Genomic DNA, 12328 nt, shown 5'->3' on the forward strand with positions numbered 1-12328 from the left:
ACCCCCTGGGGAGGGGGATACGGCCCGGCATTGTGTGCGTGGTGCTCCGGCCCGCGCTTCGGGCAGTGGCGGACCGTCCTGTGGGAGCCACCGTGTACGGGGCCTGGCATTCATCGTAGAGCGCTTACCGGAAACGGTGTAGGCCGCGTGGTGAGGACGGCGGCGGTCCCGGCGGGGCGTCACGCGTACTCCAGCAGCGCGATGCCCGGGTAGTACTTCCGCCCGTTGGACTTGATCATGTCGGCCGGCGAGGCCACACCGACCTCCTGACGGACCCGGTTGGCGAAGGCCCGGGGCGTCGCGGGCCTGATCCCCTCGCCCGCCTGGCACCAGGAGCTGTACTCGGTGTACAGCAGTCCCTGCTCCACCCTCAGGTCGCGCGCACGGTCGCCGTCGCGCGTGCAGCACTCCGCGAGGAAGCGCCCGATGTGGTCCTCGGTGGTGGCGTAGGCGGTCGTGGCGATGCGCACCCTATCGGGGCCTTCGAGGGGGTCCCGGGTGGCGAGGTACCGCTGCGCCCCCTCGATCAGCCACTGCAGGATGCCCGGCCCCTCGTCCCGGACCAGCTCGAAGGCGAGGTTGTCGATCCTGCGTTCGGCGGGCACCGTCCGGGTGAAGGGCAGCAGGCGGATGCGACGCCAGAAGGCGAAGCCACCCGTGGAGACCTCGGGGCGGTGGTTGCCCAGCAGCCACAGGTGATGGGTGGGCGTGAAGGAGAAGTAGTCCTGCCGCATGCGGCGCGCCTTGATCTTGTCGCCGCCGGTCAGGAGGCGGACGCGGGCTTCGTCGAACTTGTCGTTCGGCTTCAGCTCGCTGCACACGATCAGGCGGCGGCCGTGCAGTTCGGTCAGCTCCGTGGAGTGCTCGGAGAAGGCTCCGCGGTCCATGAGGAAGCCCGGAGGGGCGGCGTCCGCGTAGTCGCCGAGGATCTGGATCATGATGTCGAGCAGGACGGACTTGCCGTTCTTGCCCTCGCCGTGCAGGAAGGGCAGCACCTGCGCGCCGACGTCGCCGGTGATGGAGTAGCCGAGCAGCAGGTGCAGGAAGTCGATCATCTCCCGGCCCTCGGCGTCGTCGCCGAAGGTGTCGGTGAGGAAGCGGTGCCAGCGGGGGGTCTCCATGCGCTGCGGGGCGACGCTGGTGGCCCGGGAGTGGAGGTCCAGGGTCGGGTCGGCCTTGCGCAGGTGACCGTTGTTCAGGTCGACCACGCCCGCGGGGGTGCACAGGGCGTAGGGGTCCCCGTCCAGGCAGTCCGGGTCCACGGAGAGGTCCGGCGACGCCTTGGCCTGGGTGAGGAGGGCCTTCATGCCGGTGGTGGACAGGGTGCGACGCTTGTGCTGGGCGATCTCACGGTTGCTGAACACCCCGCGCGCGTCGGTCTCGGGCATGTCCTCGGCCATTTCGCCCGCGGCCCACAGCGCGGCCTTCTCCCCTCCGCCGCGCTTCCAGCGGTAGCCGTCCCAGACGAACCAGCCCAGTCCCTCCACGTGGCGGAACTGGTCCCGGTGCAGCTGCACGAAGAGCCGTGCGTTGCCCCGGTCCGACAGCGACGGGGGCAACGGGGCCCCGGCAGAAAAAGCTCCTGGTCCGGGGGCGGGAGCCTGAGTGGGCTCAGGTCCGGGGGCGGGGGCCGCGGCCATCGCCGCGTACTGGGCGGGCAGCAGAGAGGGAGCAGGCTGCTCGGTGCCCAGAAGGTCGAGCATCTGCTGAGCTGCGGCCTGCGGGTCGAAGCGCGGCGAGCTCTCGGCGCTGCTCATGAACGTCCCCTGAGGTGGAGCGGGCGGGCGGACCCTACGGCGAGCGCCTCGTCGACGATCGTCTCGTTCCTGGCCTGCTGCCAGGGCCTGGCGTAGTGGGCGACCCGGACGAGCCGGTCCCGGACGTCGGGCAGTTCCAGGTGGCCTGCGGCGGCCAGACCACCGGCCGTGTAGGCGGCGCGGTTGAGCTTCTCTGAGAACGCGGTGCCCTCCGACGCGGCCGCGCATCCTGCGACCTCCGCGATCAACGGATCCAGGACGTGCTCGGCCGAAGCCGCTCGGCGCCCGTGTGCGGGCCGTTCCGAGCTTTTCCGGAACTCGGGGGCGGGGGACAGGTCCTGAGGCTTCTGGGGCGTCACGACGTGCCCTGTACGGACCAGTTCGTCCCGGAGCCAGACGGGGAGGTCCGCAGGGATCCTGGCGGTCCCCACGGCCCGGTAGGCGCCCTGGGGAACACGGGTGCTCGGGGCGACGATGTAACCGCCGTCGGCCCGTACGTCGACCTGCCAGGCGAGCGCGGCATTCCGGCCCGAGCCCGTCGAGCACCGGAAACGGGTCGAGGGGTCGGGGTTCCGGTACCAGATGTGCAGCCCTCCGGAAGGCGTACGAACCCGGAGCGTCGTGGTGTCCTCGGCCGGATCGGGCGCGCCTCGGAGGGCCGCCAGCAGCGCCAGCGTGTCGTAGCCGGAGGCCAGCCCGTCGAGGCTCACCTGCTCGGGGATCGGGATGCCCGGCAGCAGCCGTGACCGGTCGGCGACCGGGGCCTGGTGGGCATCGATGTCGATCACGAGCAGATCAGCGGGTCCGCAGGCCACTCCGACCCCGGCAGCGGGGGTGTCGGTCCACCACTTGTCAATGCGCTCGGGGTCGGTCGTCGCCGCGTGGAAGCCGTGGCAGGGACGTCCTGCGGGCAGGCACGGGCAGGTGGACGGCTCGTGCCGGTGGGCCCGGCAACGGGGGCAGTTGCCCGCGGGAGTCTTCCGTCCCGGAGCGAGGGGGTGGACGGGCCAGCCTTGCGCGGCGCACCAGCGCGCGACCGCGTGCGGAAGTACGGACCTGCCTGGGGCTGCACGCTCCCGTTTTTCGCCTTCGCGCGGCACGCGGACCGTCCTCGTCACATCTCGGTTGCTCGATCGTTCCCGGGCCACCGGTTGTTTGGGTGACCCACTGTCAGGGACCGAAGGGACTGTAGTGCAGAAGAGAGTCTAGGGCCCAGCATCCGAAAAATGAGTCGCCCGGGTCCGCGTGCCGTTTCTATCAGTTTCCTTGGTCCCTTGAGTCCCTGGGGGGCAGGGACGTGTTCCTTCATGCCTGGCACCCGGGGCGGCGGGGCACTCCCCCGATCCGCAGTCGGCCAGAGGAGCACCTGAGGAGAAGAACAACCTGCGGGGCAGGGCTCGCCGGCTGGGCACCTTCACCCTAGGACCGCAAGCCAGGGACCGGCCGTATCAAGCACGCACGACACCAGAAGGCCGGTCGGAGGGCCTGAGAGAAAGGCGGACAGGGGCGGAACAGGGGCCAGGGACCAAACGGCCAGGGGCTGACGAAACTGGTCCCTGAGCTCGGTCCCTGCGCGTTTTTGCAGGTCAGAGCCTTTCACCACATCCAAACAGGGACTCTAGGGACTCAACTCGGCAATTATGAGCTACACCTGATGTATGTGTGACACGCGCCCGCGCGTATGAACCCCTATCTCTTGTCTACGTCATAATTGCGCTTTTCAGTCCCTACGGTCCCTGCCGGATCGGGCTACACCGCTCTGACCTGCGAAAACATGCAGGGACTGAAGTTTTTCACCGAGGGACGCCAGACACTTCAGTCCCCCGAGTTTGGTCCCTGGCCCCTTTCGGTCCCTCGGCAGAAACCTGGTCGGGGTGCTTACGGCCTGTGCGAGGTGAAGGGACCGAACCGGGCGGGAACCCGGCCGAAGCCGGGAAGGATCTTTCAGTCCCTGCGGCCCCGGCGGGCTTCAGTCTCTGCCCGAGGGGCGGCACAGAAGGCACTGCAATCCCTGCTGGACCGCGAAGATCCACAGCCTCGACCTATTACGTCGTAATAGGTACGGCGGCGAAGGAAGCACCTCTCCCCCGCCTGTCTCGACCGTCGCTCCACGAGGGCCGGAGAGAAAGACGGTCCGAACAATCAAGTACGTGGCTCTCGTAGATCTGTGCCTGGCATAGTGATCAACGTGATCGGACGTCTGTTCTCTCTCGTCATCGACTGCCCCGACCCCTCCGAGCTTGCGGGCTTCTACGAGAGCCTGCTGTCGCTGCCGAGAGTGGAGGAGACGACCGACTACGTAGTACTCAGAAGTACGACAGGCGCGGAGATCGTGGCCTTCCAACGTGTCGAGGATTTCCGCCCGCCCCGCTGGCGCGACCCGGACCGCCCGGCCCAGGCGCATGTGGATGTGCTGGTCGACGACCTGGACCTCGCCGAGCCGAAGGTACTTGCACTGGGTGCCACGTTGCTCGAAGGGTCGGACAAGCCGATCGGCTATCGCGTATACGCAGACCCAGTGGGGCACCCCTTCTGCCTCGTCACACACGAAAGCGTGATGCTCGGCGAGTAAAGCCCCGCGCGCCCGGGCCGCTCCCCTGCTGGGCAGGCTTTTTTCCGGCCCCGGGAGTCCTGGGACAGCTGCCTTCTGGCAGGGCTTGGCATACCGCCCGGATGGGGGTACGGGCCGTGGAAGCGGCGCGGCGTTGGCTGGCTGATCAGGGCGTCAGCCAGGTACGCGAGGGGTGGATGAGCGACGAGAGGCCGGGCGAGCTTCTGACGGCCGACCAAGTGACGCATTCCTGGGTTGGTGATGTGTTCGCCGAAGACCTGGACGCAGCAGATCAGGTGCAATTGGCTTTTTGACTGCTGGACCTCCTCGACGAGTACTGGGTCACGTGCGAGATCCGTTTCGCGAACGAGAGTGCGGAGGCCCCCTTGCCGGCCGATGTGCTGTGGGACGGCTACCGGCAGCGTTTGGAGGCGGAGCGGGATGCCGAAGCCATCACGTACTCGCTGTGGGTGGACTGGTTCGAAGACCACACCACTTCCGCGACGGCCTTCACCGAAGTACTCGGCAATGACGCGGACACTCGCCACCTTGCAGAACTGCGTCATGTGCTCACGGCAGGGCACAAGAACCACTACCGCAGCCCCGGCGCCTGGGGCGATGCGGTTCGCTCCTGCTCCGGAGCCTTGCGGGGCAAGCCCGTCGGGATGGTGGTGGCGGCGCCCCGGCCGAAGGTGCGGAGGGTGGATGACACCGACTCCCCAGAGAACGGCGTGTCCTTGCCCGGCCCATCTTGGCTATTCGTTCTCGAACTCCCGGGCAGAGGTGAGTCCTTTGATGAAGAAGTGGAAGTTCGGTGTGAGGGCCAGTTCAGAGTTGTCCTCCGCATCCAGCCAGGCGACGGACGGTTCCCCGTGCCGGCCGCAGCTCCGGTAGTCGAGCCCGATCCAGTAGTGCCCGTCCCCCGAGATCAGCACCACTGCTGCGGGCAGCCCCCATTCTTCGACCAGGTACGGGCTGTCGAGCATGGACAGCATCCGTTGACGGCGGCCGATGCCCATCACGCTGTCGAACGGGACGTGGTCAGGACTCCAGGAGGCCGGTCGACTTACGGGGAAGGCATTCCGGCTGTCGCTGACCCGGCCACCGTTCTGTGCGCGGAGCAGGTCCAACAGAGAGTCGGGGAGTGTGACGTTCAGAAGCTGCTCGGCCTCCGCGACCGCCCGGTCGGTCAGGGGCGGCTGTACTCCGTAGTCGCTGCTGGTATCCCAGAAAGAGGGCTGAAGATCCTCGAAGTGCGCCATGACCGGCATCGTAGGAGCCGGGCCCGACATTGATACGTGTAGCAGGTTCCGGTGGTCGTGGCTCAGGGGTGACTGACGTCCCCGTCCTGGACCTCGCCGCCACCGAGAGCAGCCCCGGCCTGCGTGCCGAGTTCGGTGTCGGCCCCGACACCACGGCCCAGCTCCTGGTGACCGGCGGAGGAAACCCCGACTGCCTGCGCACTGCGGCATCCTTCGTGGCGCTCTGCGGCGCCGCGCCCGTCCCCGACTCCCAGCGGCAGGACCAACTGCCCCCGCCTCCCCCGAGGCGGTGACCACAAGGCCAGCGCCGCTCTCCACCGGATTGCTCCCGTCCGCAGGTCCAGCGACGCCCGCACCTGCGACTACGCCGCCCGGCAGACCGCCGCCGGACGCACAAAGAAAGAAATCGTCCGCCTGCTCAAGCGGGCGATCGCCCGGGAGGTCTTCCGCTACCTCACCACACTGATCACCGCCCCGGAGGCTCTAATGGGGCTCGTCGGGCCGTGGGGAAGACTACGGTCCGTAGCCGCCAGTAGGTGAGCACTCGTAGCCTCCGAGCCATTGCGAGTTCTGAGGTCGGACCGTGCCCCCGCTGGTCGGCCGGGAGGCCTGACTGCTGATGGGATGGCGTGCCTGCCGGGCAGTTGGGCGTGAGCACTTGATCCGTTGGAGAGCGAGCCGTGCCTTCCGCAGGCTGCGCATCATGATGGGACGAGAGCGAAGGGGCGGGTGCTGGTGCTGTTCACCGGCGATGGCTGGGCCGAAGACCATCACGACATCGAGGTCCGGGACGCGACGGGCCGCAGGCTTGGTACCGCGCGGCTACCGGAGGGCGTGGAGGGCATCGCGAAGCTGCACGCCCTCGTCGCCCGCCACGGCGGCGAGGACCTGGAGCCCGGGCAGGCGGCGGTCGGGATCGAGACCGACCGCGGCCCGTGGGTGCAAGCGCTGATCGCGGCCGGTTACCGCATCTGCGCGGTCAACCCCCGTCAGGCGGCACGGTTCAAAGAACGGTACGGAACCTCAGGGGCCAAGAGCGACAAGGGCGACGCCCACGCGCTCGCGGACATGGTCCGCATCGACGGCGACCAGCTGCGGCCGGTGGCCGGGGACAGCGGCCAGGCCCAGGCGATCAAGGTCGTCGCCCGTGCGCACCAGACTCTGATCTGGGAACGCACCCGCGCCTTCCAGCGGCTTCGCAACACGCTGCGCGAGTACTTCCCCGGCGCGCTGAACGCCTACGCGGGTCTGGCACTGACCAGCACCGACGCGCTGGAACTGCTGGTCAGGGCTCCGACGCCCGAGACTGCGGCGAAGCTGACGAAACCGCAGATCACCGCGGTCCTGGCCCGGCACCGCCGCCGCAACCGGGACCAGCGGGCCGCCGCGATCCAGGCCGGCCTGCGCGAGCCCCAGCCCGCCATTGCCGCCCCGGCTGCCGCCGCCCACGCCGCGGCGGCAACCGCGCACGCCAACCTGCTGATCGCGCTGAACGAACAGACAGCCGCGCTGGAAGAGCAGGTGAGCGCGCATTTTCTCGCGCACCCGGACGCTGAGATCCACCTGTCGATGCCCGGCACCGGCGAGATCACCGGCGCCCGGGTGCCGGCCGAGTCCGGCGACGACCCCACCCGCTACACCTCCGCCAAGGCCCGCAAGAACTACGCCGGCACCAGCCCGATCACCCGCGCCTCCGGCAGGACCCACGCCGTCCACGCCCGCCACGCACGCAACGACCGCCTCGCCGACGCCCTCCACAAACAGGCGACGGCCGAACCGACGAACCTGAACACCCGTCACCCCTCTCTGACCAGCTGATCAGCACCTCTCGCACAGCGGGGGAACCTCAAACCGCCTCGTCGGCATCCTCCACGGATGCCTCAAGACCCGCACCCTCTACGACGAAGCCACCGCATGGTCACACCACGCAACCCTCCCAGCCGCAGCTTGACACCGCTGCGGCATGGGATGTCTGACCTCCGGTCTGTGCGCCAGGCCAAGAACATCACCCTGACCACCGTCGCCGAGTACTTCGGTGTCTGGCCGACAGTGATCTCCTGCATCGGACGAGGCACACGCCGCGACGACGGCCTCGCCCACGCTTATCGGGACTGGCTCACCGTCGCTCGACCGCTCTCCTGGGACCGTGCTCAGTCTGTCCAGACCAGAACTGCCAGCCCACGTTGGCCGGCGGTGAGATAGAAGCTCTGCAGCAGCTCGAAATGCTCGACGAGGTACTTGCGCGGGTGTCCGTTGAACCCTCGGAATCCGCATGCTTCGGCAGCTTCCAAGTGGTCCGCAGGCAGGCAGCTGAGTACTTCGCCGATATCCAAAGCGGCCAGCCCCCGGGCCACTTCGACCACTGCTGCAGGAGCGAGAAGGGCTGGAGGGGAGCCGAAGCCGTCATAGACCTCGGGGTGGTCAAGGAACTCGATGCCGCCGCCCGGGTCTCCCGAGATGCTCCGCTGGAGGACCTGAACGCACGGCCCCTCGATGCGCATGCGCTGACAGAACCAGAGCAAGCCCCCGATCGCCCAGTCAAGATCCACCGTGTCCTCCGCAGGCGGATCCCAGCCGGGGTTGCCGTCTGCTGACACTTCCGCGGCTGCACGGCACTGAGCCAGGTACTGCGGGGACACCCGTGCGAGTTGCTGTGTCAGCGCCATGCATTGAAGTATTGCGGACCGCCGACGCCCGAAACCGTGAGCTCCTGCGCATGACCGGCCTCCAGGCACACCACACCGCTTGACTGCCTCATAGGAGCATCAGTTCACCGCCTGGCCTCAGCCGGACGAGTTCGTCCCGCTTGAGCTCCAGCCGTCCTGGTCGGCAGTGGACCGAGCGCAACCGCGGCTACAGGTGCGATGGAGCCGGAGAAACCCAAAGGCGACGCGCTGCTCAGTCGGCAGCCCCTCTGGTGTGACCCGGGCGCCAGGCCTCGGCATGGACCTGCGCCGCACACACCCATGCCGAACTCAAGCAGGGGCGGCTACCGCTGGGTGATGATGCCAGGAAGTTCCCGTCCTGCATCACGTTGGAGGCCGAGGCGGGTCCATGTCACCCCTGGGCGTCCGTGCAGATCCACACGCTGAGTTTCATGGACGACTTCCAGGCCGTGGCGCCGGGCGAGGCTGATGGTTTCCTCGGCGGAGACGGGAAACATACGGCGACCTGCCGGGACCGGGCCATGACGCAGGGAGAGGATGACCCGGCCTCTGCGCTCAAGCAGACCGACCAGGCGGGCCATGGACGAGGTGCGCTGTCGTTCGTCGAGATGCATCCAGACTGCCGTCAGCAGGATCAGATCAAAGCGGCGTGTCTGTGCGGTCAGCTCGGGAAGTTCGGGAAGCGCGTCGTCGACCCACTCGATCTCATGGTCGGCATGGAGACGCCGGCCCAGCGCGCGCAGTTCGGTGGTGGGTTCGGCGGCGACGACCCGGTGTCCCCTGGCGGCCAGGGCCGCCGCGTCGCGCCCACTGCCTGCCCCGACGTCCAGTACGGAGCTCGGCCGGGAGGGAAACAGGTGAAGCACCTCACGGTGCACCTCGTCGAAGGTCACGTTCTCGTACTGCTCGGCAAGAGCCTCCGCCGCCTCACCGTATCCAGCCGTACTGGCCATGGCGTGCAACTGGTCGCTGTCTGTCTCGCTGTTCATGGCGAGGCACCTTACGTCTGCTCCGGCAAAGGCAACGAGGGGGGTCTGATGACCGTGCCCACTGCACAGGGAACGAGGTTCTGAGGCGAGAACCTATTACGGCGTAATAGGTCTGGTGACATCGACACCGGCACACCGCGACCCGGGCCCCGGGGGCTGAGACCCGGGCTCGACCTATTACGGCGTAATAGGTCGAGCCCGTAAAGAAGTCCGAACAACGGTCTGCACTGCTCATATGGTCCCGGTATCGGGGCCCGTGGCGTAGGCCAGCGGCGGCGCGATCGCCCGTACGTCCGCCTGCTCCCCCACCCACAGTCCGATGTACAACGCGGCGGTTGCTTCCAGGAGTCCGGCTCGTTCCAGCCCTCCCCCGGCCACCGGCTCGCAGCCCGTGTCCCTGACCAGTTCGTACACCCGCGCAAGTGCTGCCTGGTCGTCCCCGCATACCGGAACGACCAGGGCTGCCCGTCGAAGACCGGTGGGATCATCCGCCACACATCCTCGTGGCAGAGGTTGAACGCCTTGACGACATGCGCGCCCGGTGCCGTCGAAGCCAGTCGTCGGGCCGCCGAAGGGCCGTCCGCCGTCAGCAGGCAGAAACCGGGCCCGACCGGATTGGCACAGTCGAGCAGGACTTTCCCTTCCAGCGCCGACCGAAGCTCCTCGACGACAGCCACCCCGCCTCGTACGGCAACGCGGCCAACACCACCTCGCCGAACTCGGCCGCCGCCCGCAGACTTCCGTGCCTCGCACCGTTCCCCATGCGCAGCGCGAGCCGTTGAGCCTTCTGCTCGTCCTTGCCTCCGACCAGCACTTCGTGCCCGGCCCTCCCCCAGTGCGTGGCCAGCGCGTCCGCCATGTTTCCGGTACCCAGCACACCGATCTTCAAGGATCCGTCCCTCTCCTCAGCTGCCTCAATCGCTTTCGGAACGACACTAGAAAACTCGTCAGGCACCATTTGGTAAGTGACGACTGATGCCTATCTCGCCGACTGCCGCGCCCGCCTCGCCTTCGATCTCCTCTCCAACACCTGGAACGCCGTACTGATCTGGGTCCTGCGGAACGGCCCCCAGCGGCCGGGCGAACTGCGCGAGCGCATCGGGGGCATCAGCCCCAAGGTCCTGACCGAGACGCTGCGGCGGCTGGAGTTCAACGGACTGGTCGCACGCAATGCCTATGCCGAGGTACCGCCCCGCGCCGAGTACGAGCTGACTGCTCTGGGACGGACGTTGCTCGGCCCGATCGACGCATTTGGTGCCTGGGCCTTCGAGCACGGCGATGAGGTCATGGCCGCCCAGGAACGGAACGAGCATGCCGCGGCCTCGAGCGAACCGTCCCACTCAACCCGCTCATCCCGCGCACCCCGTTCGTCCCACCCGCGCCTCGGCTCTCTGGGCGCGGAGTAACTCGGTCCTTCCGAGGCTCACTCCGCAGGAAGCTTCGGGGCAGATGAGTGTCGCCCCTCTCCTCCACTCCCCCGTCTCTGCTTTCCTGCTCGTCCAAGGGGCGCCCCTTGCGCAGGCCAGGGTTGTCGAGGAGCTCTCCCATCGTTTCGGCCAATCGATGTACCCAGTTCAGGACACGATTCACATTCTGTGAATCGATCTCCCGCAGGGCAGAATCCTCCCATGGCGAAGCGCACACGAAGCTTGGTACAGCCCACAAAGCCCCTGGTCAAAGCACCTGTTCGGATCGGGCCACTGGATGCCCCGGCCATTGTCGGTGAGCTCCGCCGGATGCATGAGGAAGCAGAAGATCCGTTGGTGGAACGTATGCCTGCCGATGAGGAACTCTTCGGTGCGCTGCTCTATGCGGAGAAGCAGGCGCATGCTCTGCAGGCCCGGCCGCTCGACGTCCGAAAGGCTGCGGCAATGAAACGGGTGCAGCTGTGGGAGTTCCTCCGGGAGCAGGCGGAGGTCCATCAATCACGAGCCATCGAGGACGCGCGGAACGCGGGAGCGCAATGGGCGCAGCTCGCCCCGGCCCTGGCAGTGGTGGCCCCGAGCGCGGCCTACAACAAGGCGAAGCGGCTGAAGGCCATTGAACTCACCGATGAGACTCCTCAAGCCCGGCCGGTACGTCGTACCCCGGAGGCCGTTCTGAGAGCCGAACGCCGACTGATTCTGGAGCAGGCTGCGGAACGCCGTGCTCAGGAGGCTGCACAGAGGCGGCACCAACTGTTGGTGCCCGTCGCCGATCGGCTGCTGAACCAGCGCGACGGACTGGTGCCGGACGAGGACGCGGAGTACTGGTTCGAGGAAATCGAGACGGTGCTGCCCAACTGTCATACGCCGCTCCAGATGGTGAGCCTCCACCGTTACCTCCAGGCGGCCGTACGGGCTCTGAGCAAGGTGGAGCAGCGAACGGCCCGCCCTGTCTCGCTCACTGAAGAGGCGCGTCTCGCGCTGTCCGCCGCTACGGAGTTCCTGAACGAGGAACGGAGCGACGAGGTCGGTTCCCCGGCGATGGGGCGTTGAAGACGATGGGTTGCTGAAGTCCGACTCCTTGACCTTGTGGCGGTCGGCAGTGCTTCCGGCGGGTGTTGATCTGGCGCCTGACACTTGGGGGTTCCTCGTTGTGATCTTTGGGCGCAGGCGGACGACGTGGGGGCTGGACGTGGACGTGCTCCGGGCGGGTGGTGTGGCCAGCGTCGTCAACTGTGCTGCGGCCGTCGACAAGGAGCGGGCCGCCAGGTGGTCCCTTGTGCTGGCGGGCGGAACCTATTACGGCGTAATAGGTTCCGCCCGTCTATTACGCCGTAATAGGTTCGGCTTGACAGGGTGGGGGCTCGTTGGTGCCCACTCGGAGAAGGACTGCTTCCGTGCCAGGCCCCATCCGGACAGAGGGACCACGATGGAGCAGTGAGCTGAAGGACCTGCTGCTAATCCGGAAGCAGCGAGGAAGCGGTACGACGCCGATATGCGGGCAACGCGCAAGGCGTTGCGAGAGATGTTCAGGGCCGATCTGCCTGACGCGCATTTCGGCCTGGGGGTCGTCATCGTCGCGAGTGATGGACGGGCTGGGTCTAGGAGCTGGCTGCGGAGGTCGGCGACACCCCCTGCTCTGCGCGTCTTCGTACGACGGCCGAAGCGCAGCTCCGCGC

At 67.6% G+C, this 12328-nt stretch carries 10 protein-coding genes and 2 pseudogenes; 6 read left to right on the forward strand and 6 right to left on the reverse strand.

Going from position 1 to position 12328, the window contains the following annotated elements; genetic code table 11:
* Positions 1-179: 179 nt before the first annotated feature.
* Both OCT49_RS36640 and OCT49_RS36645 read right to left on the reverse strand, forming a co-directional pair.
* Positions 180-1757 (reverse strand): DNA primase family protein, encoded by a 1578-nt coding sequence (locus OCT49_RS36640; protein ID WP_283856482.1) that lies wholly within the window; start codon positions 1755-1757, stop codon positions 180-182.
* A complete protein-coding gene (locus OCT49_RS36645) occupies positions 1754-2857 on the reverse strand; it encodes a bifunctional DNA primase/polymerase (RefSeq protein ID WP_283856483.1) in 1104 nt (367 codons plus the stop codon). Before OCT49_RS36645 ends, OCT49_RS36640 begins: the two co-directional genes overlap by 4 nt.
* 1088 nt (positions 2858-3945) lie before the next feature.
* On the opposite strand from OCT49_RS36645, the gene OCT49_RS36650 reads away from it, so the two are divergent.
* Together OCT49_RS36650 and OCT49_RS36655 are read left to right on the forward strand one after the other, a co-directional pair.
* Positions 3946-4329 (forward strand): VOC family protein, encoded by a 384-nt coding sequence (locus OCT49_RS36650; RefSeq protein ID WP_283856484.1) that lies wholly within the window; start codon positions 3946-3948, stop codon positions 4327-4329.
* Positions 4330-4445: 116 nt separating this feature from the next.
* Positions 4446-4622 (forward strand): hypothetical protein, encoded by a 177-nt coding sequence (locus OCT49_RS36655; RefSeq protein ID WP_283856485.1) that lies wholly within the window; start codon positions 4446-4448, stop codon positions 4620-4622.
* Positions 4623-5063: 441 nt separating this feature from the next.
* On the opposite strand, the gene OCT49_RS36660 is transcribed toward OCT49_RS36655, so the two are convergent.
* Entirely contained in the window at positions 5064-5570 is a 507-nt protein-coding gene (locus OCT49_RS36660; protein WP_283856486.1) for an SMI1/KNR4 family protein, read from the reverse strand.
* Between the two features lie 68 nt (positions 5571-5638).
* On the opposite strand from OCT49_RS36660, the gene OCT49_RS36665 reads away from it, so the two are divergent.
* On the forward strand, positions 5639-5863 hold the full coding sequence (locus tag OCT49_RS36665) for a hypothetical protein (RefSeq protein ID WP_283856487.1): 225 nt from the start codon (positions 5639-5641) through the stop codon (positions 5861-5863).
* A gap of 442 nt (positions 5864-6305) precedes the next feature.
* Positions 6306-7521: pseudogene (locus OCT49_RS36670) on the forward strand (IS110 family transposase).
* Between the two features lie 199 nt (positions 7522-7720).
* On the opposite strand, the gene OCT49_RS36675 reads toward OCT49_RS36670, so the two are convergent.
* The 3 genes and pseudogenes from OCT49_RS36675 to OCT49_RS36685 form a co-directional block, all read right to left on the reverse strand.
* Positions 7721-8236 carry a DUF1877 domain-containing protein gene (locus tag OCT49_RS36675; protein ID WP_283856488.1) on the reverse strand — a complete coding sequence of 172 codons (516 nt, stop codon included), beginning with the start codon at positions 8234-8236 and terminating at the stop codon, positions 7721-7723.
* Positions 8237-8559: 323 nt separating this feature from the next.
* Complete coding sequence (locus tag OCT49_RS36680; RefSeq protein ID WP_283856489.1) at positions 8560-9225, reverse strand: class I SAM-dependent methyltransferase; 666 nt, start codon at positions 9223-9225, stop codon at positions 8560-8562.
* Between the two features lie 231 nt (positions 9226-9456).
* Positions 9457-10114, reverse strand: a pseudogene (locus OCT49_RS36685) (NADPH-dependent F420 reductase).
* A 76-nt stretch (positions 10115-10190) separates the two neighbouring features.
* On the opposite strand from OCT49_RS36685, the gene OCT49_RS36690 reads away from it, so the two are divergent.
* A complete protein-coding gene (locus tag OCT49_RS36690; protein ID WP_283856490.1) occupies positions 10191-10631 on the forward strand; it encodes a winged helix-turn-helix transcriptional regulator in 441 nt (146 codons plus the stop codon).
* Positions 10632-10853: 222 nt separating this feature from the next.
* Positions 10854-11702, forward strand: coding sequence for a hypothetical protein (locus OCT49_RS36695; protein ID WP_283856491.1), 849 nt, complete (start codon positions 10854-10856; stop codon positions 11700-11702).
* Positions 11703-12328 lie beyond the last annotated feature (626 nt).

It is taken from the genome of Streptomyces sp. ML-6, from assembly GCF_030116705.1.
In the GTDB taxonomy this organism is placed as follows: Bacteria; Actinomycetota; Actinomycetes; order Streptomycetales; family Streptomycetaceae; genus Streptomyces.

Excerpts from the sequence above, each read along its gene's own strand:
- OCT49_RS36640 (WP_283856482.1), bottom strand. The coding sequence starts at position 1,757 with ATGAGCAGCGCCGAGAGCTCGCCGCGCTTCGACCCGCAGGCCGCAGCT.
- OCT49_RS36660 (WP_283856486.1), bottom strand. The coding sequence starts at position 5,570 with ATGGCGCACTTCGAGGATCTTCAGCCCTCTTTCTGGGATACCAGCAGC.
- OCT49_RS36675 (WP_283856488.1), bottom strand. The coding sequence starts at position 8,236 with ATGGCGCTGACACAGCAACTCGCACGGGTGTCCCCGCAGTACCTGGCT.
- OCT49_RS36680 (WP_283856489.1), bottom strand. The coding sequence starts at position 9,225 with ATGAACAGCGAGACAGACAGCGACCAGTTGCACGCCATGGCCAGTACG.
- OCT49_RS36695 (WP_283856491.1), top strand. The coding sequence starts at position 10,854 with ATGGCGAAGCGCACACGAAGCTTGGTACAGCCCACAAAGCCCCTGGTC.